Here is a 22,016-nt window from a genome sequence, read left to right on the forward strand (position 1 = left end):
CCCTGTATAGACAACGAGATATGTTACCTCCTCTCACCCAACAGAGAGTAACAGATTAACTATCTAACTGGTTTATATGGCCTGATTGAGCAGTATCGCTCGAAACGGGGCGTTCCGAACCGAGACGAATCCGACGAGGAGGGAACAATCGCATGGGCTCCACCACCGCACCGACGGCCGAATCGCGCTCGGAGATCGACGACCTCTCCGAAGACGACGTCTTCGAGATGCTCTCTAACCGCCGCCGGCGGTTCGTCATCCACGCGCTCAAGCGCGCGGAGGAGCCGGTCGACGTGTCCGAGCTCTCCACGCACGTCACCGCGTGGGAGCGCGGCGTCGACCCGGACGCGGTCAAGTACGAGGACCGCCGGAACGTGTACAGCACGCTGCGGCGTATCCACCTGCCGAAGCTGGAGGAGAAGAACGTGGTCCGCGTCGACGAGGAGGCGAACCTCGTCGAGCCGACCCCGACGCTCGACGACCTCGACGTGTACATCGAGGTGTTACGCGGGCGCGAGATACCCTGGAGCCTCTACTACTTCGGGCTCGCCGTCTTGGCGGGGCTCGTCCTCGTCGGTGTCTCTATCGGCGTTCCGGGCCTCGCCGCGATCGACGGAACCACCGCCGCCGTGTTCGTCGTCACCGCCTTCACCGTCTCCGCGCTGCTCCACTACCACTACGGGGAGCGCGCTCGGTTGGGCAACCTCGAAGAGCCGCCCGAACTGCGTGGGCGGAGAAAATAAACCGGGACGCGGTATCCTCCGTTCGACGCGGCTACAGCTCGATCCGCTCGCCGATCTCGGGCGCGCTCGCCTCGAACCCGTCCGCGCGCAGGTCCGCCGCGAACGCCTCGCAGCGGTCGCCGTGGGTCACCAGCACGCGCGCCCCGCGATACGACGCCAGGAACGACTCCAGCCCCGCGCGGTCGGCGTGCGCGGAGAAGTCGTACGACTCCACCCGCGCGCTCACCGGCTGCACCCGCCCGTTCAGCTCCAACTGCCCGCGGTCTTTGAGCTCGCGGCCGGGCGTGCCCTCAACCTGGTACCCCGTGAGCGTGACGAGGTTCGTCGGGTTCGTCCGGATCTCGGGGAGGTACGTCTGGACCGGCCCCCCGGCGAGCATCCCCGAGGTGGTGACGACCAGCGCGTTCTCGGCCGCGATCCGCTTCCGCTGCCCGTCGCGGCCCGTGACGACGCGGGCCCGGCCGACCGCCTCGCCGAACGCCTCCGCGTCGCGCAGGAACGACGGGTACCGCCGGAGCGTCTCCGTCACCTCGACGCCCATCCCGTCGACGTACGGCGTGAGGTCGTTCGCGGCCGCGACGAGGAGCAGCTCCTGCGTCCGGCCGATGGCGAACGCGGGCGCGACGACCGTCCCGCCCTCCCAGATTGTCCGCTCCACGCTTTCGGCCCACGCCGACTCTACCGCGGCGCGGTCCTCGTGGGTCACGTCGGCGTAGGTCGACTCGCAGACGACGACGTCGGCGTCCGGGCGCGCGGTCGTCCCCGCGACCAGCCGCTGGTCGTGCGTGTGGAAGTCGCCGGTGTACAGCAGCCGCGTGTCGCCGTCGTCCACGAGGACGTGCGCGGAGCCGGGGATGTGGCCCGCGGAGAACAGCGTCACCTCGTATCCGCCGCCGTCGATCCCGCCCGCGACCGGGAACGGCTCCCCGTAGCCGTGCCGGCGCTCCACCTCGCCCAGCCGGGCGACGTGCTCGGCGCCGAACGGACACAGCGGGCTGTTGCCGTGGAGCTTCAGCGTGTCCTCGGCGAGGGTCCGGGCGAGGTCGCCCGTCGGCGGCGTCCAGTGGACCGGCGGTCGGCGGTCGCCCTTCAGCAGCGCGGGCACCGCGCCGACGTGGTCGAGGTGCCCGTGCGAGACGACGACGGCCTCGGGCTCGGGGTCTCGGACCGGGTACCGCGGCGGGTCCGCCGTCATCAGCCCGTAGTCCAGCAGCAGCGCGTCGTCGACGAGGAGGGCGCTGCGGCCGACCTCGCGGGCGCCGCCGAGGAACTCCAACTCCATCGACGGGCCGTAGCCGCCCGCGGCGTTAGTGTCCGTCGGTCGGGCCGCCGGGCGGGGACCGGATCGCCTCGACCACCGGTGCCGGCCCGACCGCCCACACCCACGCGGCGAACATGAGCGCCCCCGGAAGCTCGGGGAGCGCGAGGCCGGTCACGGGCCACCACCCGGCGGCGAACGTCGCCCAGACGGCGACGTGGACCGGCGCGAACGCGAGCGCGACGCGGCCGGTCGGCTCCCGTCGCCTGAACCAGCCGTCGACGGCGAACGCCGCGGTGACGAGTCCGTAGAACCCGATCGCGGCCGGAGCGTGGAGCGGCTCTGTGACGTCGAAGACGCCGACGCCGGCCATCGCGACCATCGCCAGCGCGAGGAGGGGCGCCAGGACTGGGCGCCCGGCCCGTCCGAGGCCCGCCGCGTAGCAGACCCCGGCCGCCCCGCCGGCGATCAGCCCCCAGTTGAACGCGGCGGCGCTCCCGTCGCGGACCCCCAGGTCGGAGAGCGCGTCGGTCGTCCACGAGAAGGTCGGGTCGAGCAGCACGGCGAGCGCGATGCCGCAGAGCGCGGAGAGCGTCGCGACCGCGCCGCACGCGGCCGCGACACGTCCGGCTGGCGGGGAATCAGGTTTGGGGCCGGCGCCGCCCCGGCCGTCGGTCGCGGAGGCGGCCATCGGCCGCGGTCAGTCGATGCGCTCGGCGGCGTCGCGCTGGACCAGCGGGTCGGCGTTCTCCACCGGGAGGGAGACCACGTCCTCGCTCGCGAGCTCGTACTCCCGCTCGTCGACGCCGAAGATGGCCCCGACGTCGCGGGTGATCCGGACGGTCGCTCGCTCCGTTCCGCCGGCCGGCTCCGGATCTGCGGTCGGCTCCGAACCCGCGGCCGGTTCCGTATCAGCGGGCGGCGAGTCGGTCGCCGTCCCCTCGGGCACCGCGCCGCCGTCCGTCGTCGCGCCGGCGGTCGGCTCCTCGTCGGCGTCGCCCGTGGAGGTCCCGTCCGGATCGTCGTCGACCCCGACCGCGCCCGGGGGCGCCGGCTCGGGCGGCACCGGCGTCGGCTCGCCGTCCCCCGCGGTCCCGGCGTCGCCGGTCGGCTCCGGGGCGGCGGGGTCCGCGTCGCCCTCGGTCGGCCCGGCCGGGGCGTCGGCGGTCGACTCGGTCTCGCCTCCGCCCATCGCCCCGGCGAGCGCGTCCGCGGCGGCGGAACCGCTCTCGGGGCTCGCGTCGCCGGCGCCCGTCGGGTCCGGCTCCGTCCCGGCGGGCGGCGTCTCGGCTTCGGCCGCCGGGGCGTTCGGCGTCGCGTCGGTCGGCGTCGTGTCGCGCGATCCCCCGGCGTCGCGGGCGGCCGACGCTCCGTCCGCGGTCGAGGACTCGTCTCGGATCGGCGACCCCTCCTGGACCGGCGACTCGCCCGTGAGCACGTCGAGGACCTCCGACTTGTTCGCGGTGATGCGCTCGACGAGGTCGTCGAACAGCCGGCGCTCCTCGGTCGTCATCCCCTCCTCGTCGACGGACATGTCCGCCGCGGCGAAGGAGGCGAGCTTGACGACCTTCCCGACCCGGCGCTCGTAGAGGGCCTCCGCGACCTCCTCGGCGGTCTCGACCTCGTCGGAGAGCCGGCGGACGTCGTCGTCCGCGAACGGGTTCTCGACCTGCTCGGCGCGGCGGTCGCGCGCGGCGCGGAGGTCTGCGACGTACGCGCCCACGTCGTCGTAAAACGAGTCCCGCAGGTGCTGGAGGCTGTCCTTCCGGCGCTCCTTCGCCTGCGCGGACCGGAGTTCGTCGAGGTTCATTGCTCGTCGGTCATCGTTCGGGGGCTTTCCGCGCCTCGCCGCGGGCCATCAGGAACGCCCCCGCGAACTCGGGCACGGTGTTTCTACCGGATTCAACTCTGACGCGCTCGCCGTTTAATTCTACCGTCCGATCCGCGTCCGTCTCGATCCGGATCTCGCGGCCGACGAACCGCTCCGGGACGGCGTCCCGGAGCGGGTCGAAGTCGGCGATCTCGTCCCGGTGCAGCGGCGTGACGACCAGGGCGGAGCCGCCGTGGAGCGTCCCCGGCAGCCGGATGAGCCGCCGCGTGTCGGTGGTCACCGGCTCGTCGATCGGCGCGGCGTCCTCCGCGGCGACGCGCGCGGCGAGCGCCGAGACGAGCCGGCGCACCCCGGGCCCGCCGGCCTCCACGTTGCCCTCGCGCACCGCCGTCGGGTTCCGGTCGAACGCGCCGAGGATCGTCTCCGCGCGCCCCTCGCCGATCCCGTCGAGCTCCGTCAGCCGCTCGCGCGCGGACCCGTCGTCCATCTCCCGGAGGTCGTCGGCGTACTCGACCAAGGCGTCGTGGACGCGCGCGCCCCACCCGCCCTCGGTGCGGAGGACGCGCTTCGTCGTCCCCCGGTCGGAGACGGTCCGGATCAGGCCGTCGGTGTCCAGGTCGATGGCCCGCACGTAGTCGACGATCTCGCGGCGCGCGGCGCTGTCTAACTCCCTCACGCCCTCGTCGCGGACGTGGACGTGGTAGCCGCGCCCGCCCGAGAAGACGACGGTCACGTCCTCGAACGCGAAGTCGTCGTCGATGAAGTCCAACAACCGAAGGAGCGCGTCCTTACACGTCGCCAGCATCTCCGGGTACGAGGTGGTCTCCGGGTCGACGCCGGGGAGGTGGTCGGCGTCCAGGTCGAAGACGAGGTCGGCGTTCCGCCACCCCTTCTGTCCCATCGTCGCCGCGCCGGGGTCGTCGTAGCGCGCGGCCGAGAAGTAGGCGTGCCGGGGGGCGTTGTCCGCGAAGAACGTGTCCACGTCGCCGAGGTCGAACAGCGACCGGTGCCGGACCATCGTCGTCCCGGACCCGGGGGTCCACGGGATGTGGCCCCACTCGCGGAGGTTCGCGTCGGGCGGGAGCGACAGCGACACCGACCGGTAGTAGTCGCCGAACCGCCCCCGGAGGTACTCGCGGGTCCGGTCGTCCATCGTCTCCTCTCGTACCCGCGGTCGACGTATCAACGTTACCGTTCGCGGGCGACCGGCGACAGCGTTTTCTTCGGGAGCGCCGTCACCGCACACGCCCGGTCCCCATGCTCGACGAGATATTCGACGTGTTCTTCGGCGCGGTAGCGGAACTGGTCCCCGACGTCGTGTGGGGCGCCCTGTTCCTGATCGCCGGCGCCCTGGCGACGATGATCGGCGTGTCGATGCTCCTCGGAGTGACGACGCTCGACGGGTCGGTGCGCCTCGGCGGACTCCTGACCGCCGTCGGCGTGTCGATGGTGGGCGGCGTCTTGGTCGCGTGGTACCGCTGATCGGCGTCCCAGCCGCGCGGTCCCCGTCTCCCGAGCGCCGCGCGTCGGACGCCGACCGCCCTCCGCCGCCGACCCCGAAACGGCCACCGTCGGCCACAACACTATCCGGGACCGCTCCCTATCCGTCTCGCATGCGCTCCGAAGAGGAAGTCAGAGAGCAGTACGAGTTCCTCCGCGAGCAGTTGGACGACGAGGAGATGAACCACCGCGGCGTCGAGGAACTGTTCGCGCACTACAAGCGCGCGCTCGGCTGGGTGTTAGAAGAGGAACATATGTGAGCGACGTACGACACGTTTATGACTCTCTACGCTGTACGATTTGGTGACGCTTCGTCTGGAGGGCCGAAGCGTCAGCGGGGACCAATCGGCAGGCCCGACGCGGCTTTTTTCCGCGTCGGGCGTGCCTTCTTCCGACGCTCGACCGCCTAGCGGTCGGTCCGTCTCGCGTCGCGCCCGAGCGGAGCGCGCGGTACCACGTTCGGACCGAGCGTCGCCGCCGGACCGCAGCGCAGTTCCGTCACTCGCCTCCGAGTGCGCCTTTCGCCCCGGTCGACGACACGTATCACCCAACCGAAACGACTGCCGCCGGTGAACACGCGGTCCGGACTCACGCGACGGTTGCGGAGTTGACAGAACGGAGTCCGGTGTTCCGGGGACGCAGGGCCCGCTCGCCGGTCGTACGTGGACTGATATAACGGTATATTTATTTATTTTCGACAGGTATGTAGAGGCAGTTGTATGTACGACCTCACAGGTTTTCAGCGAGACCTGCTCTACGTGATCGCGGGGCTCGACGAGCCGCACGGGCTGGCCATCAAAGAGGAGCTCGAAGAGTACTACGAGAAGGAGATCCACCACGGCCGCCTCTACCCGAACCTCGACACGCTCGTCGAGAAGGGGCTCGTCGAGAAGGGCCAGCGCGACCGCCGCACGAACTACTACACGCTGACTCGCCGCGGACGACGCGAAATCGAGGCCCGGACCGACTGGGAAGCCGAGTACATCGAGCACTGACCCCGCCGCCCGCCGCTCCCGCGATCGGCCGATAGCCGCCGGCCTCCGTCTTCTCTCCTGTTTCCCGTCGCCCTACCGCTCCGCGCCGCGAACGGTTGGATTCAAGTCCGCCCCGGCGGAACCGGGGCGTATGCAACCGGGAGATCGCGTCCGCGTCGAGCGCGGGGGCGTCACCAACGAGGGCGTACTGCTCCCCTCCACGACGCGCGACCACCTCGTCGTCAAGCTCGACGGCGGCTACAACGTCGGCATCGACCGCGAGGCGGCCGACGTCGAGGTGGTGGAGTCCGGGGTCCGCGAGGTCGACCCCGCGGCCGAGACCGACGGCGACGGGGACGCCACCTCGGAGATCACCTTCGACGACGACCTGCCCACCGTCTCGCTCATCTCCACCGGCGGGACCATCGCCTCCACCGTCGACTACCGGACCGGCGCCGTCACGGCCCAGTTCGACGCGGAGGACGTGCTCCGCGCGGTCCCCGAGCTGGCCGGCCGCGCGAACTACCGCGGCCGGGTCGTCGCGAACATCCTCTCGGAGAACATGGAGCCGTCCATCTGGCGCGACCTCGCCGCGGCGGTCGCCGAGGAGGTCGAGGCGGGCGCCGACGGCGTCGTGGTGATGCACGGCACCGACACGATGCAGTACTCCGCGTCCGCGCTCTCCTTCATGCTCGACTCGCCCGTGCCGGTCGTGTTCACGGGGAGCCAGCGCTCCGCGGACCGCCCCTCCTCCGACAACGTGATGAACGCGGTCTGCGCCGTCGAGGCCGCGAAGGCCGACCACGCCGAGACGCTCGTCTGTATGCACGCCGCTCCCTCCGACGACGCCTGCGCGCTCCACCGCGGCACGCGCGTCCGCAAGAACCACACCTCCCGTCGGGACGCCTTCGAGACGGTCGGCGCCGCGCCCCTCGGCGTCATCGACTACGAGGCGGCCGCCGAGGCGGGCGCCGACGGCGACGCGGCCGACGCCGCCGTCGAGTGGAACCGCGAGCCGCTCCCGCGGGGCGACGACGAGGGGACCGTCGGCGTCGAGTCCGGCCTCGACGGCGACGTCGAACTCGTCAAGTTCACGCCCGGGATGGACCCGGCGGCGTGGGACTACCTCGACGGGAAGGACGGCGTCGTCATCGAGGGCACCGGGCTCGGCCACGTCCACACCGACCTCATCCCGCGGATCGAGGAGCTGGTCGAGGGCGGCGCCGTCGTCGCCATGACGAGCCAGTGCCTGGCCGGCCGGGTATGCGACCGCGTGTACGACACCGGCCGCGACCTGCTCGACGCGGGCGTCGTCGAGGCCGGCGACACCCTCCCCGGCACCGCGAAGGTGAAGCTCATGTGGGCGCTGGCGAACCGCTCCGACCCCGCCGAGGCGATGGGCCGCGACCTCGCCGGCGAGCTGACCGAGGAGTCGCGGCCCTGGCGATGAGCGGTCGCGGGTCCGCCGCCGGCGGCCCGGCGGTCGCCGTCCGCGAGGCGCGCCCCGCCGACGCCGACGCGGTCGCGGCCTTCACGCGGGACACGTGGGGCGAGCGCCACGAGGACTACATCCCGCGGGTGTTCCCCGACTGGGCCGCCGACGACGACCCCGACCGCGGCACCTTCGTCGCGACCCTCCCGCCGGAGGCCGCGGCTTCCGCCGACCTCGACGGCCGGGAAGCGGGCGACACGCGCGTCGAGGGCGACGGGACCGGCGCCGCCGACGCCGGCGACCCCGAGGCGGTCGTCGGCTGTATCCAGGCCGTCTCGCTGTCGGAGTGGGAGGCGTGGGGACAGGGGATCCGCGTCGACCCCGCGGCCCGCGGCCACGGCGTCGGCACGGCGCTCTCGGAGGCCGCCCTCGACTGGGCCCGCGAGCGCGGCGCGGCCGTCTGCCGCAACATGGTGTTCTCGTGGAACGCCATGGGCCTCGGCCAGTCGCGCGCCGTCGGCTTCGAGCCCGAGACGGAGTTCCGGTTCGCCGAGCCGGATCCGGACGCGACCGCGCTCGACGGTGCGGCCGACGCCGGCGTCGGCCCCCTCGCTGACCCGGACCCGAACGCGGCGTGGGCGTTCTGGAGCGACAGCGACGCGCGCGACCACCTGCGCGGGCTCGCGCTCGACCCCGACGAGTCGTGGGCCTGCTCGCAGCTCACCCGCGGGCGGCTCGCGGCCGCGACCGCCGAGGACCGCCTCCTCGCGGTCGGCGACGCGGACGCGGTCGCCGGCGTCGCGGTCCGGACGCGCGTGACGGAGCGCGAGGTCGACGGCGAGACGACCCGGACGGCGACGTACGGCGTCGCCGCGTGGCGCGACGCCGACGCGGCGGGGACGCTGTTCGACGCCGTCGCCGCCGACGCCGCGGCGGCCGACGCCGACGGCGCCCGCGTGCTGATCCCCGAGACGGTCGACCACGTGAGCGACGTCGCCGCGAACCGCGTGTCGGTCGCGACCGAACCCGACTTCGTGATGTGCGCGGACCTCACCGGTGAGCCATGATCCCCCTCGGTATCGCCCTCCCGTGGTCGCTCCCGCTGACGCTCGTGATCTACGGCGTCGTCGTCGCCGCGGCGGTCTGGATCTACCGCGACGCGAAGGCCCGCGGGAGCCGCTACGCGCCCCTCTGGGCGCTCTCGACGCTCGTCTTCACCATCGTCCCGGTGCTCGCGTACCTCTACCTCCACCGGGAGGCCGGCCCGGCGCGGTAAGGGGACGCCGCCGTCGGTCGGGCCCCGCGGCGGCCCGCGCCGGTTCTCTCGCCCGGTTCCTGTGGTGGCCCGCTCCAGACCGCTTATGTGCGACGACGCGGAACGACCGACGGATGCCCTCCTCCCGCTTGCCCGACCGCCTGCGCGCGCTCGGTCGCGGCCGCCGACCGCGCGCGTTCTCGGTCGCCGTCGCCACCCTGCTCCCGCTCGTCGGCGTCGTCGCGCTCGGCTGGAACGCGGCCGCGCTGATGACGCTGTACTGGTTCGAACTCGGGATCGCCTCCGGCTGGGCGCTCGTCCGCGCGCTGTTCGCCGGCCGGCCGTCCGAGATCGAGCGCGACGGGCTGATCGTCGGCCCGCTCGCGCAACGCCGCGGCGGGCTGTCGGTCCCGCGGACCGGCGTCGAGGTCCGGGTCTCGTCGCTGCTCGTCCTCCCGGTCGCCGCCCCGATCCTCGCGGTCGTCTGGGGGGTCGTCGGCACGCTCACGGTCGGGGTCGTCGTCGAGCAGGGGACGGTCTCGACCGTCGTCGATACGGTCGCGCTCGCGACGCTCGCGCTCTTCGTCGGCGAGGGGGCGACGACGCTCGTCGAGTACTTCGGCCGCGGCGAGTACCGCGACCACAGCGCCCAGACGGCGATAACCGGTGTGTTCGCCCGCGGCGCGGCGATATTCTTCGGTGCGCTGTTCACCGTCACCGTCGTCGGCGTGGCGACGCTCGAAGGCGATGCGCCGATCTCGGCGCTCGACCCCTCCGCGATCGGACTCCCCCTCCTGCTCGGGATCGTCGCGGTGAAGTTCGCCTTCGACCTCGCGAGCCTGTACGGCGACCGGCTGGCGGCCTTCGACGAGTCGCAGGCGCTCGATCTCGGCCTCTCGTACGACCCGCCCGCGGCGGAGCCCGTCGACGGCTCGCTCGCGGAGCCGGTCGAGACGGTCCGCCAGCCCGCCCGCGCGCGGCTAGCGGGGGCGCTGACGACGCCGCTCGGCCACCCTGGGCTGTGGTACCTCGCCGCCCTCCCCGCGCTCGGCGCCGCGCTGTTCGCGATCGGCGGAAAGTGGGGAACGGCCGTCACGCTCCTCGCGGTCGCCGTCGCCCTCCCGCTCGGCCTCGCCGCAATTGACCACGAACTCCGGCACGGGCTCGTCGAGTACCGCGCCGGCGACGACGCGCTCGTCGCCCGCGACCGGCTGCTCGGCACCGCGCTCTGGCGCGTCGAACCGTGGGACGAGACGGACCTCCGGGTGGAGCGGAGCGGGCTCGACCGGCGGCTCGGGACCGAGACCGTCGCGATCGAGCTCCGCGACGACGAGTACCGGATCCCGGGCCTCGCCGACCCCGAGCCGATACTCGCCGTCTTCGACCGGCGGCCGGACCGCCCGGACGAATCGGAGCGGTCCGGCGACTGACTCGTGTCAGCCGTCCGCGTCGGTCGCCTCGTCCCGGCCGTACAGCGGGTGCGTGTCCCCGACGAGGCGCTTGAAGGCCAGGATGACGCCGGCGTGGAAGGCGACGAGGACCGTCACGCTCGCGACGGTGATCGCCACCTCCGTCGGCGTCGAGAGGAGGCCGAGCGAGACGATGAGCGTCGTCGCGCACGCCGGCGGGTGGACCGTCCCGGTCGCGATCATCGCCCAGCCGGTCGCCACGAGCGAGGCGACCGCGCTCGCCGTCAGGCGAACCCCCTCGGGCGAGAGGGCGGGCGGCGTCGCCGTCAGCGCGGCGCCGTCGGCGATCGCCGTCCGCGCCGCCGGCCCGGCGATCGCCGCCGATCAGGTGACCGCCGACCACGCGGACGGCCCGCTCCCGCACGCTCCGGCGGTCGAACGCGAGGACGAACGCGGACGGGCCGAGGCTCGGGAAGACGAACGGCCGGCCGGTCGCCCGCGCGACGAGGCCGGGCACGGTGAACAGGAGGCCGGCGTACAGGCTCGTCCCGAGGCGGTGGCGCCTCGCGCTCCGGTCGGCGGGCGACTCACGAAGGGCCGGCGGATCGCGGGGCGGGACGCCCCGCGGATCGGGGGACGGGGCCTCGCCGGACCGGGACGAGACGCCCGGCGGACCGCGGGGCGCTATCGCTCGCGATAGCCGAACCCGAACGCCTAATTGGCCCCGTCTCGCCCGTGGTGACATGGTCGCGACGCTGCCGGACCTCCTCCGACTGCTCGTCGTCCCCGTCTTCGCGTGGGCGGCGATCCGGGACGTCCGGACCCGGCGCCTCCCGAACCGGCTCTGGCCGCCGCTGTACCTGTTCGGCGCGCTGCTCCTGGTCTGGGAGGCCGCCTCGCTGTGGCCGTTTGCCGGGTTCGACGGGCGGATCTTCCTCGTTCGGGCCGCGATCAGCCTGCTGTTCGTCGCGCCGCTCGGCTACGCCTTCTGGTACCTCGGCGCGTTCGGCGGCGCCGACGCGAAGGCGATGATCGCGCTCGCGGTGGTCTTCCCGACGTTCCCGGCCTACGAGGTCGGGGGCGCCACGCTCCCGCTCGTGGGCACCCAGCTCGGCGTGTTCTCGCTGACGATCCTCACGAACACCGTCCTGATCGGGCTCGCGTACCCGGTCGGCCTCGCCGCCCTCAACCTCGTCCGCGGCGAGGTCTCCTCGAGCATGTTCCTCGCGCGCCCGGTCGCGACCGACTCGCTGCCGGACCGCCACGGCCGCCTGTTCGAGGACCCGGAGGGGCCCACCCGGGGCGGGCTCGACCTGGACGCGCTCCGGATGTACCTCCGCTGGCGCGGGCTCACGCTCGCCGACCTGCGCGCCGACCCCGACGGCCTCCGGGACCCGGCCTCCGTCGGCGAGACGTTCGACCCGACGGACGGGGGGACTCACGTCGGCCCGCGGACCGACGGGGGGCGCGCAGTGGACGACGCGGTCCCAGACGGGGGACGCGCAGTCGAGGACGCGAACGCCGCCGACGCGGCCGACGCTGACCCAGAGGTCGACGACCCCTGGGCGGCCGAGCGCTTCCTCGACGACATCGACCACGGCGCCTACGGCACCGACGCCGCGACGCTCCGCGACGGTCTCGACGTCGTCGCTCACGAGGACAGCGTGCTGGTCTCGCCCGGGATGCCGTTTGTCGTCCCGATGGCGGTCGGCCTCGTCGTCTCGCTGACGTACGGCGACGCGCTGTTCGCGCTGCTGGGCGCGGTCGGACTGGTCTGAAACGCCGGCCGGCCCGCCTCAGTTCCCGGCCCAAACGTCGTCGGCCGCGAGGACGCGCGTTCCGACCGGGCGCTTCACGAACTCGCCGAGGTCGCGGCCCACCACGTCGGCGACGCCGCGCTGGGCCGCCACGTCGAGCAGCCGCTGGTCGACGGTCCCGTCGACGACGACGGCGTGCGGCGCGGGCTCGGCGCCCTCGACCGCGTCGAACGCCTCGCCGGCGTCGACCTCGTCGAGGACCTCGAACTCGTCGCCGAGGAGCCGCGCGCGGCCGGTCGCGCCGTCGACGACCTCGTCGACGTGTACCGCCATCGACCGCTGTTCGTCGGGTCCGTCGTCGGTCGCGTCGCCCCGTTCGTCGTTACTCTCGTCGGGCTCCGGCTCCGCGGCCGACTCGGTGTCTGACTCCTCAGCCGACTCGGCGTCCGGCTCCTCGGCCAACTCGGTGTCCGGTTCCTCGGACGATCCAGCGTCGGGCTCGACGGCAGAGGCCGCGTCGGCGTCGAGTGTCGAGCCGGGATCGGCGTCGTCGGTCGACGTCGGCTCCGACTCGCTCGCTCCGTCGGCCGGGGACAGGTCACCGGTCTCAGCTGCCGCGTCGCTCTCGTCCGGTTTTGACGACTCGTCTTCCGACTCGACCTCGGGCGACGAGGTCGTTTCAGTCGACGGGCCGGTCGAGCCACCGCCCGATGCGTCGCCCGGCACCGCCCCGCCGTCGCCGACGCGGGCGACCGACCCGGAGTCGTCGCCGTCGGCGACCTCCTCGTCGCTGGCGGCCGCGCGGAGGTCGGCGGCGTCCGCGAGGCTGGCGTACGGCACCTTCCCGCGGAGCGCCTCGAAGACGGCGTCGCGGTCGAGGTCCTCGACGGACTCGCCGGGCGGCGCGAACGCGACGTAGTCGACCTCGCCGACCTGCGCGAGCTCGCGGAGGATGAGCTCGCCGCCCCGGTCGCCGTCGAGGAACGCGGTGACGGTCCGGTCGGCCGTCAGGCCGGCGACCGCCTCGGGGACGTTCGTCCCCTCGACCGCGACGGCGTTCTTGATCCCGCAGTCGAGGAGCGTGAGCACGTCGGCGCGCCCTTCGACGACGATGACGGCGTCGGAGTCGCCGACGCGCGGTCCGGCCGGAAGCCCCTCGTAGTCGACGATGCCCTCGACGCGCGCGGCGTCGCGCACCTCGTCTAACACGTCGCTGCTCGCGAGGCTCGTCTCCTCGAAGCCGCCGGCGATCAGCTCCTTGGCGCGCTCGACGACCTCGCGGCGCTTGGCCGCCCGCACGTCCTCGATGCTCGTCACCTCCACGGAGGCGTGACAGGGACCGATGCGGTCTATCGTCTCCAGCGCGGCCGCTAAGATGGCGGTCTCAACCTTGTCCAGGCTCGACGCGACCGTGACCTCGCCGAACGACTGACCGTTCTCGGACTCGACGGAGACGTCGATCCGGCCGACGCGCGAGGACTCCTGGAGGTCGCGGAGGTCTAACTCGTCGCCGAGCAGCCCCTCCGTCTGGCCGAACACCGCCCCGACGACGTCGCTCCGCTCGACGACGCCGTCGGCCGCGATGGTGGCGTGTATCAGGTATTTCTCTGTGTCTTTCATGAGTGGTGAATGGTGATGTCGGGCGGTAGCGCCCGTCCGTGTATGGTTGCGCTCCTCGCGGAAAATAGCTATCGCACCCTCCTCCTCCGTCGCCGACTATTGAAGAAAATTTCTCTACGAAAAGCCTATCCGAATCTGTTCGATAGTTCTTTGTACCTATGGAAACACTATTCTCTCACATGACGCGTTCACGGAGCGATCTCGTGTGGATACCGACGTTCGCGGTCCTCGTGGCCTTCGCGGTGCCGTGGCCCCTGTGGGGCGTTGACGCAGTCGTCGCGGGGCTGCCGGTGTGGATCTGGTGGCACGTGGCGTGGCTCGGACTGTGTACGGCCCTGTTCGCGCTGTTCGTCCGGAGCGGCGCGTGGGAGCGCGGGATGGGGCGGCGACCGGATCGCGACGTCGCCGGCAGCGACGCGCCGACGCCCGTCGACGGTGATCGCCGATGACGCTGGGGCTCTCGCTCGGCGTCGTCGTCGGCTACCTCGTCGCCGCGCTCGCGCTCGGGCTGGTCGCGTACCGCGTCTCGGAGTCGACGGCGGAGGACTACTACCTCGCGAACCGGTCGATCGGCACGCTCGTGCTGCTCTTCACGACGTTCGCCACGCTGCTGTCGGCGTTCACCTTCTTCGGCGGGCCGAACCTCGCGTACGCGGCCGGCCCGGAGTGGCTGATCGTGATGGGCACCCTCGACGGCGTGCTGTTCGCGGTGCTGTGGTACGTGATCGGCTACAAGCAGTGGCTGATCGGCGCCCGCAACGGCTACGTGACGCTCGGCGAGATGCTCGGCGACCGGTTCGGCTCGACCGGCCTGCGCGCGCTGGTCGCCGGCGTCAGCCTCCTCTGGCTGTTCCCGTACGTCATGCTCCAGCAGATGGGCGCCGGCGAGGCGCTCGTGGGGCTCACGAACGGCGCGGTGCCCTACTGGGGCGGCGCGGCGCTGATCACGGCGTTCATGATCCTCTACGTCGCCGTCGCCGGGCTCCGCGGCGTGGCGTGGACCGACACGCTTCAGGGGCTGTTCATGCTCTCCGTCGTCTGGATCGCCGCCGCGTGGCTGGTCTCGTCGCTCGGCGGCGTCGGCGCCGCGACCGAGGGGATGCTGGCCGCTCGCCCCGAGTTCGGGAGCTTCGGCGGCGGGACGTACACGCCCGGGTTCATCATCTCGACGGCGGTCACCATCGCGTTCGGCGTGACGATGTTCCCGCAGATCAACCAGCGCTTCTTCGTCGCGAAGTCGGCCGCGACGCTGAAGCGGTCGTTCGCGCTGTGGCCCGTGCTCGTCCTCCTGCTCTTCCTGCCCGCGTTCATGCTCGGCGCGTGGGCGGCCGGGACGCCGGTCACGGTCCCCGAGAACGCGAACGTGCTCCCGGTCGTGCTCGGCGAGTACACGCCGGCGTGGTTCACGGCGCTCGTTATCGCCGGCGCGATGGCCGCGATGATGTCCTCGTCCGACTCGATGCTCCTGTCGGGGTCGTCGTACTTCACCCGGGACGTGTACCGGCCCGTGGTGAACGCCGACGCCTCCGAGCGCCGCGAGGCGTGGGTCGCGCGCGTCGGCGTCGCCGGGTTCGCGGCGCTCGCGTTCGTCGCGAGCCTGTTCCGCCCCGGGACGCTGGTTGAGGTCGGGGGCACCGCGTTCTCCGGGTTCGCGCTGCTCGCGCTCCCCGTAATCTGCGCGCTCTACTGGCCGCGGACGACGCGCACGGGCATGCTCGCCGGCGTCGCGGTCCCGCAGGTCGCGTACCTCGCGGTGGTGCTGTCGGCGGTCGTCGACGCCGTCCCGACGCTGCCGCGCACCGTCGCTGGCGGCTGGGACGTGGCGCTCGGGCTGATGGCGCTGTCGGCGGTCCTCACCGTCGGCGTCTCGCTGCTCACCGCGCCGACCGAGGAGGGCGACGCCTCGCGGTTCGCGGTGGCGGGCGACTGAGCCGGGCGTCGGCCCGGTCGGGCGGTCGACTTCCCGACCGCCGACCTCACTCCTCTCGCAGGAACCGGAGCGTCCCCTCGTCGCGCTCGTCGTAGTAGCGGTCCAGCGCGGCCCCGAAGGCTTCGGACCCGTCCGCGACCGCGTCGAACAGCGTCATCCACGACCGGAAGTTCAGGGCGTCGGGCGCCCCGGACACCTCGCGGGCCGTCCGCCCGTCGGTCCCATTGCCAATCGCCGTACACTCCCGCAGCCGCGGCCCGAGCGTCGGGTGCGCGAGGTACGCGGCCGCCTCCTCCCGGGACCCGATGGCGTATCGCCGCGAGGTCCGGCCGCTCCCTACCCCCTCGACCTGCGGGAACACGAACCGCATCCGGTGACCGCGCTTCCGCTCCGACCGCAGCTCCCGCCTGGCCGCCTCTATCACGCCGTCCTGCGCGTCGAGGAAGCGTTCGAGGTCGCGCGGGTCGTCCGCCGCCATACCGCCGGTGAGCGTCGGCGCGATCGCTGATAATCCTTCGCCCCCGCGCTCCCGCCGCGCCGGATTCCCCGAAAGCCAAAAGCCGGTCTGTCCCCGAATGCGGGTATGAACGAGCCCGGAACCGAGGGCGTGCTGTTGGACCAGGCGACGCTCCGCGGTCGGCTCGACGACGCGCCGCCGTGGCTCCGCGAACACTACCGGACGTTCCGGGAGTCGATGCTGGGCGAGCGCGACGGGTCGCCGTTCCCCTGCTACTTCGGGATCGAGGTCGAGCGCGAGGGCGACCTCCTGTACGCCGCCTGCGAGTCGACGACGGACCCCGCCGCGCTGTTGCGCCTGCGCGACGTGCTCGTCGAGTACCTGGAGACGTACCCCGACCACGCCGACCGCGCGCCGCTCGCGGTGTTCTTCAGGCCGCCGGACGGCGAGCGCGGCGAGGCGCACTACCACGAGCGGCTCTGGCACGTGCTGGAGTTCCTCCACGTCCACGACCCGGAGCCGTGGCCCGACGACATCCCGACCGATCCCGACACCCCGCGCTGGGAGTTCTGCTTCGGCGGCGAGCCGCTGTTCCCCACGTCGCGGGCGCCGTTCTACGAGGAGCGGAAGAGCCGGTACTCGCCGGTCGGGCTGGAGATAACCTTCCAGCCCCGCGCCGTCTTCGAGGGGATCACCGCCGACACCGAGGCCGGCGAGCGGGCTCGCGAGACGATCCGCGACCGGATGAGCGACTACGACGGCGTCTGCCCCCACGCCGACCTCGGCGACTGGGGCGTTGAGGGCGACCGCGAGTGGACGCAGTACCTGTTCCGCGAGGACGACGACGCGAGCCCGGACGCCTGCCCGCTCTCGCCGGCCCGCGACCACCCGCGGGCGCCGGCGGACCTCCTCGAACCCGGCGCGTGGCGCCGGTTCGCGGACGACGACGCCTCGGCAGCCGACGGGGACGCGGCGGTCACGTCTGGGCTCGGCGATGACTGAGCGGCCGGCGGGCGGCGACGCGACGCGCGACGCGGCCGTCCCCGACGACGCCGTCCTCCTCCTCGTCGACTTCCAGACGGGCTTCGACGAGCCGGGCTGGGGCGAGCGGAACAACCCCGACGCCGAGGCGGTCGCGGCCGCGCTGCTCGACCGCTGGCGCGACGGCGACCGCCCCGTCGCGCACGTCCGGCACGCCTCGACGGAGCCGGACTCGCCGCTGCGCCCGGACGCCCCCGGTTTCGCGTGGAAGCCGGAGACGGCCCCCGTCGACGGGGAGCCGACGTTCGAGAAGTCGGTCAACGGCGCCTTCCTCGACTCCGGGCTCGACGCGTGGCTCCGCGAGGGAGGGTACGAGTCGCTCGTCGTCTGCGGGCTCACCACCGACCACTGCGTCTCGACCACGACGCGCGAGGCGGAGAACCGCGGCTACGACGTGTCCGTGGTCGCCGACGCGACCGCGACCCACGCCCGCGAGGCGCCGGACGGCGAGCGGATCGACCCGGCGACCTCCCACCGCGTCGCGCTCGCGCACTTAGACGGCGAGTTCGCGACCGTCGTCGAGAGCGCCGACCTGCTCGCGGACTGACCCGCCCGACCCGACCGCCGTCAGTCGTCGTCCGCCGCCTCCGGGGCGGTCGCGTCGGCCTCGCCGCCGGCCGCGCGCTCGGCGGCGTTCGCGAACATGCCGCGGCGAGTGGTGTACAGGAAGTACGCGCTGAGCCCGAGGAACCCGAGGACGTTCGAGGCCGCGACCGCCCAGAAGACGGCCTCGACCCCCCAGCCGAGCCCGGGCGTCACGGTGACGCCGAACGCGCCGACCGTCGTCGCGACCGGGACGGCCGCGACCGCGATGGGGAGCCGGACCGCCCAGTACTTGACCAGGTCCGCGACGAAGGAGGTCCGGGTGCGGGAGGCGCCGTTGAACCCGGCCAACAGCGTGTAGGTACCGCCGAGCGCCCAGTAGGAGGCGCCGAGGATCCGGAGGTAGGTGACCGCGAGGTCGCGCCCGGTCGCGGTGAGGTCGGGCGCGAGGAGGTCCGCGATCTCGCCGGCGAACAGGAGCTGTAGGGCGCCGAGCGCGAGGAACCCCGCGACGACCATCCCGGTGCCGACCGTGGTCGTCCGGCGGGCGCGTTCGGGGGCGGCCGCGCCGAGGTTCTGTCCGATCATCGACTGCGCGGCCTGCTGCATCCCGAGCGCCGGGACGACCGCGAGCGTCGCGACCCGGGCGCCGACCGTGTACGCCGCGACGCCCGCCGCGCCGCCGGCGACCGCGACGAGGCCGACGACGAGGACGCGGACCAGCTCGCTCACGCCGCGTTGGCCGCCGAGCGGGAGGCCGACGGCGACGACCTCGCGGACGGTCGCGGCGTCGAGCGCGAACGCGTCCCGGGTGAGTCGGAAGGTGTCGCGGCCGATCCCCGCGGCGTAGCCGAGGACCCACAGGAGGCCGGCGACGCCCGCGAGCGCGGTGCCGAGTGCGGCGCCCGCCACGCCGAGCTCCGGCGCCGGACCGACGCCGAAGATGAGGACCGGCGCGGCGACGGCGTTGACGAGGACGCCCACGAGGGTCACGTGGAACACCGCGCGGGTGTCGCCGTACGCCGTGAAGCAGTTCTCGACGGTGTCGCCGACCGCGCCCACCGGGAGGACGGCGGTCACGATCGCGAGGTACGTCGCGGTCGCGCCGGCGAGCGCGGGGTCGGCGCCGAGCAGCGCCGCGACCTCGTCGGCGTAGGCGACCACCGGGAGCGCGACCGCCGCGGTGACGGCGAGCGCGACCAGCGCCCCGTTGACCGCGACCCGGCGCGCGCCCGCCTCGTCGCCGTCGCCGGCGCGCTGCGAGACGAGGATCTGGGTGCCGACCGCGCCGATCACGACCGTCGCGCCGAGCAGCGACTGGACCGGGAGGCTGAGCCCGACGGCGGCGACCGCGTCCTCGCCCACCCGCCCGAGCCAGAACGTGTCGACCAGCGCGTTGGCGACGTAGACGACGTTCTGCGCGACGAGCGGCGCGGCGAGAGCCAGCAGCACCCGCCCGACCGGCCCGTCGGTGATCGCCTCGCGGTCGACGTCCAGCATCGAATCGTTACGGTATTAGAAGGCGATAATAAAAGTGTGCTGGTCGTGAACACGACTCTCGAATCGAGGCGCGGTCCGCCGGTTCGATCCGGGGCGGCGAGCGGTCGACCGCCCCGCGCCGGGGTGGGGTTCCGGTGAGAGGCGAGTCGGGGACCGGCGCGCCCGTCCGGCCCGGCGAGCGCACCGTTTCGCCCCCGCACGCGGTCGCCCGGCGCCCGCGAAGGGAAACCTCTTAATGGACTACACACGGAGTTCGTGGTATATGAGCAACGGCGACGACGACCCGGCCGACGCCTCCGAGGAGGCCGAGGCCGCGGACGACGGCGGGGACGCCGACGAGTCGACGGAGACGGCCGCCCCGACGCTCCCCGATGACGCGACCGAGGAGTCCCTGAACGAGTACCTCGACGAGATCGCCGACCGGCTCGAGGCCGCCGAGACGGAGGCCGACCTCGACGACGTCGAGGCGCTCTTAGACGACGCGGCGACCGGCATCGAGGACGCGGACCTCCCCGAGCCGGACGAGGACGACGAGGACGCCGACGACCCCCGCGGCGACCTCGAGGACCGCGTCGCGGAGCTCCGCGACGGCGTCGACGACGCCCGCGGCCCATACGGCGAGGACGTCGCCGACGCGGTCGAGGCCGCGTCCGGGACGGTCGCGGACACCGAGTGGACCGAGGCGGGCCACGACGCCGTCGCGGCAGCCGTCACGTCGTTCGTCGACGAGGCTGCCGACGCTATCGACGACGCCGCTCCCGACGCGATCGAGGAGGCGGAGGAGGACCCCGATGCGCTCCTGGCGGAGCCCGCGGACGCCGAGGAAACCGACGCCGCGGAGCCGATCCCCGTCGATCAGCTCACCGCCGCGCTCGACGCCGTCGCGGCGACGGTCGTCGAGGCCGGCTTCGACGCGGACGACGACGCGGACGCCATCGCGGCGTTGCTCGCGGCGACCGACGAGTTGGAGGCCGCCCTCGACGACGCCGAGGAGTGGGACGACCTCGAGACCCACGAGCAGCTCCGCGCGCAGGGGTACTACGACGTGCTCGGCCACTACAAGGACTTCCCGGTCGAGTGGTCCGCGCTGAAGGAGCACGAGGCGCGAGGCAACGTCGACATGATCCTGCTCGCGCTCGACTCGCTCCAGTCCGAGTTCATGGAGCGCCACTGCCTGGAGGCGTTCGAGCGGATGGGCAAGCGCGGAAAGACCGAGGCGTCCGTCGAGGAGATCCTCGGCCGCGCCGAGAAGCGCGACCGCCCCGCGATCCGGATCCTCGGGAAGATGGCCGCCGAGGAGGCGACCGACACCCTCGTCGAGTACGTCGACGAGGACTCGAACCCGCAGCTCCAGAAGGCGGTGTTCAAGGCGCTCGGCGAGATCGGCGCCCCGGAGGCCGTCCAGCCTCTCGCGAACCAGCTCGACCCCGACGGCGACACCGACGAGCTCGTCCGCCCCCACGCCGCCCGCGCGCTGGGCCTGATCGGCGACACCCGCGCGGTTGATCCCCTCGCCGACGCGCTCGAGGCGCACCCGTCCGACGACGTCCGCGCCGCCGCCGGCTGGGCGCTCCGGCAGATCGGCACCCGCGAGGCGCTCGAAGCGGTCGCCGAGTACGCCGACGAGCGCTCCTTCGTCGTCTCGACCGAGGGCGAGAAGGCGCGCGACGCGCTCGACGACGGCGCCGAGCCCGCCCCGACCGCCTGACGCGGCCCGCCGTTCGGCCGACCCTTCTTATCGGAAGCCGGGGCGAGACCCGGCGTGGCGTTCGTTTTATCTCCCTGCGCAGGCGACGCGACTGTGAGCGTCGCCGCCGTCGCGCTCGGGCTGCTCGCTCTCGCGGCCCTCGTCCCGGTCGCGGCCGCGGGCGGCGCCGGCCCCGGCTCGCCGGCCGCCGCCGTCGACTCCGGCGGTGCCGCCGAACGCTCGAACGGGAGCGCGGCGAACCTAACGCTCGTCTCGACGACGCCGCGGATCGTCGAGCTGTTCCCGAACCCGGCGGCCGCGGAGAACCGCGGCGAGTACCTCGTCGTCCGGCTCCCCGAGCGCGGCGACTGGTCGCTCTCGGACGGCTACCACGAGGCCGAGATCCCGGCGAACGCCAGCGGCGTCGTCGCCCTCTCGACGGACCCCGCGAACGCGACGCCGCTGCTCGCCGACGAGACCGCGGTCGCCGGCGACGGCGGCACCGGGGACCCGACGCTCCGCGCGCTCGACGACCACTTCCCGCTCGCCGCGTCGGGCGACCGGATCGAGCTCCGCCGGAACGGCACGGCGGTCGCCGTGGTCGCGTACGACCGCGCGCCCGAGGGGCACCGCTGGCGCGCCGACTGGGGGGAGTGGCGCCCGCGCGGCTACGACTCCCGCTCCCCGGAGCCGACCGCCGACGCCGCCGTGACTCCCTTCGTCCTCCCGGACAGTCCCGGGATGCCGGTCGAGCCGCTCCGGGCCGCGGACGAGCGGCTGTTCCTGGCCGGCTACACGCTGACCTCGGAGCGGGTCGCCGACGCGCTCGTCGCGGCCGCCGACCGCGGCGTGCGGGTCCGGGTGCTGTTAGAGGGGTCGCCGGTCGGGGGGTTCTCGACCCGGAGCGCGGCGCTGGTCGACCGGCTGACGGCCGCCGGCGTCGCGGTCCGAGTCCTCGACGGCGAGGTCGAGCGGTTCCGGTTCCACCACCCGAAGTACGCGGTCGCCGACGGCCGCGCCGTCGTCCTCACGGAGAACTGGAAGCCGTCCGGCACGGGCGGGCACGGCAACCGCGGGTG

The 22,016-nt window shown here is 73.3% G+C and carries 22 protein-coding genes and 1 pseudogene; 15 read left to right on the forward strand and 8 right to left on the reverse strand.

The annotated features are described in order from the left end of the window. Window positions 1-152: 152 nt before the first annotated feature. Complete coding sequence (locus EXE48_RS06735; protein WP_137711029.1) at window positions 153-743, forward strand: DUF7344 domain-containing protein; 591 nt, start codon at window positions 153-155, stop codon at window positions 741-743. A 31-nt stretch (window positions 744-774) separates the two neighbouring features. Here EXE48_RS06735 and EXE48_RS06740 read toward each other — a convergent pair whose 3' ends face one another. Genes EXE48_RS06740 through priS form a run of 4 tightly spaced genes read right to left on the reverse strand, consistent with a single transcriptional unit; the run spans window position 775 to window position 4,985 of the window. Further along, complete coding sequence (locus EXE48_RS06740) at window positions 775-2,025, reverse strand: MBL fold metallo-hydrolase (protein WP_137711030.1); 1,251 nt, start codon at window positions 2,023-2,025, stop codon at window positions 775-777. A gap of 25 nt (window positions 2,026-2,050) precedes the next feature. After that, on the reverse strand, window positions 2,051-2,692 hold the full coding sequence (locus EXE48_RS06745; RefSeq protein ID WP_137711031.1) for a DUF998 domain-containing protein: 642 nt from the start codon (window positions 2,690-2,692) through the stop codon (window positions 2,051-2,053). 9 nt (window positions 2,693-2,701) lie between these two features. Continuing rightward, on the reverse strand, window positions 2,702-3,811 hold the full coding sequence (locus EXE48_RS06750) for a DNA replication complex subunit Gins51 (protein ID WP_053770611.1): 1,110 nt from the start codon (window positions 3,809-3,811) through the stop codon (window positions 2,702-2,704). 10 nt (window positions 3,812-3,821) lie between these two features. Continuing rightward, window positions 3,822-4,985: a DNA primase small subunit PriS gene (priS, locus tag EXE48_RS06755; RefSeq protein WP_137711032.1), complete on the reverse strand. Its 1,164-nt coding sequence runs from the start codon at window positions 4,983-4,985 to the stop codon at window positions 3,822-3,824. A gap of 104 nt (window positions 4,986-5,089) precedes the next feature. On the opposite strand from priS, the gene EXE48_RS06760 reads away from it, so the two are divergent. The 7 genes from EXE48_RS06760 (at window position 5,090) to EXE48_RS06785 (ending at window position 10,423) form a co-directional block, all read left to right on the forward strand. Continuing rightward, complete coding sequence (locus EXE48_RS06760) at window positions 5,090-5,314, forward strand: hypothetical protein (protein WP_137705382.1); 225 nt, start codon at window positions 5,090-5,092, stop codon at window positions 5,312-5,314. Between the two features lie 131 nt (window positions 5,315-5,445). Beyond that, the gene (locus EXE48_RS18730; RefSeq protein ID WP_006112955.1) at window positions 5,446-5,592 is read left to right on the forward strand and encodes a DUF8555 family protein; all 147 of its coding nucleotides are present in this window, start codon (window positions 5,446-5,448) and stop codon (window positions 5,590-5,592) included. 459 nt (window positions 5,593-6,051) lie between these two features. Beyond that, window positions 6,052-6,327: a PadR family transcriptional regulator gene (locus tag EXE48_RS06765; protein ID WP_004597247.1), complete on the forward strand. Its 276-nt coding sequence runs from the start codon at window positions 6,052-6,054 to the stop codon at window positions 6,325-6,327. A gap of 130 nt (window positions 6,328-6,457) precedes the next feature. Then, window positions 6,458-7,756 (forward strand): Glu-tRNA(Gln) amidotransferase subunit GatD, encoded by a 1,299-nt coding sequence (gatD, locus tag EXE48_RS06770; RefSeq protein WP_053770614.1) that lies wholly within the window; start codon window positions 6,458-6,460, stop codon window positions 7,754-7,756. Continuing rightward, on the forward strand, window positions 7,753-8,805 hold the full coding sequence (locus EXE48_RS06775) for a GNAT family N-acetyltransferase (RefSeq protein ID WP_053770615.1): 1,053 nt from the start codon (window positions 7,753-7,755) through the stop codon (window positions 8,803-8,805). Before gatD ends, EXE48_RS06775 begins: the two co-directional genes overlap by 4 nt. Next, entirely contained in the window at window positions 8,802-9,014 is a 213-nt protein-coding gene (locus EXE48_RS06780) for a hypothetical protein (RefSeq protein WP_053770616.1), read from the forward strand. Before EXE48_RS06775 ends, EXE48_RS06780 begins: the two co-directional genes overlap by 4 nt. A 113-nt stretch (window positions 9,015-9,127) precedes the next feature. Next, window positions 9,128-10,423 carry a DUF6498-containing protein gene (locus EXE48_RS06785; RefSeq protein WP_137711033.1) on the forward strand — a complete coding sequence of 432 codons (1,296 nt, stop codon included), beginning with the start codon at window positions 9,128-9,130 and terminating at the stop codon, window positions 10,421-10,423. 6 nt (window positions 10,424-10,429) lie between these two features. On the opposite strand, the pseudogene EXE48_RS06790 reads toward EXE48_RS06785, so the two are convergent. Beyond that, a pseudogene (locus tag EXE48_RS06790) lies at window positions 10,430-10,943 on the reverse strand (HPP family protein). Between the two features lie 202 nt (window positions 10,944-11,145). Between EXE48_RS06790 and EXE48_RS06795 the strand changes: the two are divergent. Further along, window positions 11,146-12,180, forward strand: a complete 1,035-nt coding sequence (locus EXE48_RS06795; RefSeq protein ID WP_137707265.1) for an A24 family peptidase — start codon at window positions 11,146-11,148, stop codon at window positions 12,178-12,180. An 18-nt stretch (window positions 12,181-12,198) separates the two neighbouring features. Here EXE48_RS06795 and dnaG read toward each other — a convergent pair whose 3' ends face one another. Next, window positions 12,199-13,779 carry a DNA primase DnaG gene (gene dnaG, locus EXE48_RS06800; protein WP_137711034.1) on the reverse strand — a complete coding sequence of 527 codons (1,581 nt, stop codon included), beginning with the start codon at window positions 13,777-13,779 and terminating at the stop codon, window positions 12,199-12,201. A 179-nt stretch (window positions 13,780-13,958) separates the two neighbouring features. Here dnaG and EXE48_RS06805 point away from each other — a divergent pair, with 179 nt between their 5' ends. Together EXE48_RS06805 and EXE48_RS06810 are read left to right on the forward strand one after the other, a co-directional pair. Then, window positions 13,959-14,228, forward strand: coding sequence for a DUF3311 domain-containing protein (locus EXE48_RS06805; RefSeq protein ID WP_053770620.1), 270 nt, complete (start codon window positions 13,959-13,961; stop codon window positions 14,226-14,228). Next, window positions 14,225-15,709 carry a sodium:solute symporter family protein gene (locus EXE48_RS06810; protein ID WP_053770621.1) on the forward strand — a complete coding sequence of 495 codons (1,485 nt, stop codon included), beginning with the start codon at window positions 14,225-14,227 and terminating at the stop codon, window positions 15,707-15,709. The genes EXE48_RS06805 and EXE48_RS06810 overlap by 4 nt, the downstream gene beginning before the upstream one ends. A gap of 46 nt (window positions 15,710-15,755) precedes the next feature. Here the strand turns inward: EXE48_RS06810 and EXE48_RS06815 are convergent, their stop codons facing one another. Beyond that, complete coding sequence (locus EXE48_RS06815) at window positions 15,756-16,187, reverse strand: DUF1810 domain-containing protein (RefSeq protein ID WP_137705387.1); 432 nt, start codon at window positions 16,185-16,187, stop codon at window positions 15,756-15,758. Between the two features lie 105 nt (window positions 16,188-16,292). Here EXE48_RS06815 and EXE48_RS06820 point away from each other — a divergent pair, with 105 nt between their 5' ends. Next, window positions 16,293-17,168 (forward strand): YqcI/YcgG family protein, encoded by an 876-nt coding sequence (locus EXE48_RS06820; protein WP_137705388.1) that lies wholly within the window; start codon window positions 16,293-16,295, stop codon window positions 17,166-17,168. Then, entirely contained in the window at window positions 17,161-17,754 is a 594-nt protein-coding gene (locus EXE48_RS06825; protein ID WP_137705389.1) for a cysteine hydrolase family protein, read from the forward strand. Before EXE48_RS06820 ends, EXE48_RS06825 begins: the two co-directional genes overlap by 8 nt. 20 nt (window positions 17,755-17,774) lie before the next feature. Here EXE48_RS06825 and EXE48_RS06830 read toward each other — a convergent pair whose 3' ends face one another. After that, complete coding sequence (locus EXE48_RS06830; RefSeq protein WP_053770625.1) at window positions 17,775-19,250, reverse strand: MATE family efflux transporter; 1,476 nt, start codon at window positions 19,248-19,250, stop codon at window positions 17,775-17,777. A 262-nt stretch (window positions 19,251-19,512) separates the two neighbouring features. On the opposite strand from EXE48_RS06830, the gene EXE48_RS06835 reads away from it, so the two are divergent. After that, window positions 19,513-20,958 (forward strand): HEAT repeat domain-containing protein, encoded by a 1,446-nt coding sequence (locus EXE48_RS06835; RefSeq protein ID WP_137711035.1) that lies wholly within the window; start codon window positions 19,513-19,515, stop codon window positions 20,956-20,958. A gap of 120 nt (window positions 20,959-21,078) precedes the next feature. Continuing rightward, window positions 21,079-22,016, forward strand: a 938-nt coding sequence (locus EXE48_RS06840; protein WP_394348041.1) for a phospholipase D-like domain-containing protein, incomplete at its 3' end; no start/stop codon positions are given.

The sequence above is a fragment of the Halorubrum sp. ASP1 genome (assembly GCF_005435135.1).
GTDB classification, from domain to species: domain Archaea; phylum Halobacteriota; class Halobacteria; order Halobacteriales; family Haloferacaceae; genus Halorubrum; species Halorubrum tropicale.

Coding starts and splice junctions, on each gene's coding strand:
- EXE48_RS06775 (WP_053770615.1), top strand. CDS start 7,753: ATGAGCGGTCGCGGGTCCGCCGCCGGCGGCCCGGCGGTCGCCGTCCGC.
- priS (WP_137711032.1), bottom strand. CDS start 4,985: ATGGACGACCGGACCCGCGAGTACCTCCGGGGGCGGTTCGGCGACTAC.
- EXE48_RS06750 (WP_053770611.1), bottom strand. CDS start 3,811: ATGAACCTCGACGAACTCCGGTCCGCGCAGGCGAAGGAGCGCCGGAAG.
- EXE48_RS06780 (WP_053770616.1), top strand. CDS start 8,802: ATGATCCCCCTCGGTATCGCCCTCCCGTGGTCGCTCCCGCTGACGCTC.
- EXE48_RS06830 (WP_053770625.1), bottom strand. CDS start 19,250: ATGCTGGACGTCGACCGCGAGGCGATCACCGACGGGCCGGTCGGGCGG.
- EXE48_RS06740 (WP_137711030.1), bottom strand. CDS start 2,025: ATGGAGTTGGAGTTCCTCGGCGGCGCCCGCGAGGTCGGCCGCAGCGCC.
- EXE48_RS18730 (WP_006112955.1), top strand. CDS start 5,446: ATGCGCTCCGAAGAGGAAGTCAGAGAGCAGTACGAGTTCCTCCGCGAG.
- EXE48_RS06810 (WP_053770621.1), top strand. CDS start 14,225: ATGACGCTGGGGCTCTCGCTCGGCGTCGTCGTCGGCTACCTCGTCGCC.
- EXE48_RS06735 (WP_137711029.1), top strand. CDS start 153: ATGGGCTCCACCACCGCACCGACGGCCGAATCGCGCTCGGAGATCGAC.
- EXE48_RS06745 (WP_137711031.1), bottom strand. CDS start 2,692: ATGGCCGCCTCCGCGACCGACGGCCGGGGCGGCGCCGGCCCCAAACCT.
- EXE48_RS06835 (WP_137711035.1), top strand. CDS start 19,513: ATGAGCAACGGCGACGACGACCCGGCCGACGCCTCCGAGGAGGCCGAG.
- EXE48_RS06815 (WP_137705387.1), bottom strand. CDS start 16,187: ATGGCGGCGGACGACCCGCGCGACCTCGAACGCTTCCTCGACGCGCAG.
- gatD (WP_053770614.1), top strand. CDS start 6,458: ATGCAACCGGGAGATCGCGTCCGCGTCGAGCGCGGGGGCGTCACCAAC.
- EXE48_RS06785 (WP_137711033.1), top strand. CDS start 9,128: ATGCCCTCCTCCCGCTTGCCCGACCGCCTGCGCGCGCTCGGTCGCGGC.
- EXE48_RS06825 (WP_137705389.1), top strand. CDS start 17,161: ATGACTGAGCGGCCGGCGGGCGGCGACGCGACGCGCGACGCGGCCGTC.
- dnaG (WP_137711034.1), bottom strand. CDS start 13,779: ATGAAAGACACAGAGAAATACCTGATACACGCCACCATCGCGGCCGAC.
- EXE48_RS06760 (WP_137705382.1), top strand. CDS start 5,090: ATGCTCGACGAGATATTCGACGTGTTCTTCGGCGCGGTAGCGGAACTG.
- EXE48_RS06795 (WP_137707265.1), top strand. CDS start 11,146: ATGGTCGCGACGCTGCCGGACCTCCTCCGACTGCTCGTCGTCCCCGTC.
- EXE48_RS06820 (WP_137705388.1), top strand. CDS start 16,293: ATGAACGAGCCCGGAACCGAGGGCGTGCTGTTGGACCAGGCGACGCTC.
- EXE48_RS06805 (WP_053770620.1), top strand. CDS start 13,959: ATGACGCGTTCACGGAGCGATCTCGTGTGGATACCGACGTTCGCGGTC.
- EXE48_RS06765 (WP_004597247.1), top strand. CDS start 6,052: ATGTACGACCTCACAGGTTTTCAGCGAGACCTGCTCTACGTGATCGCG.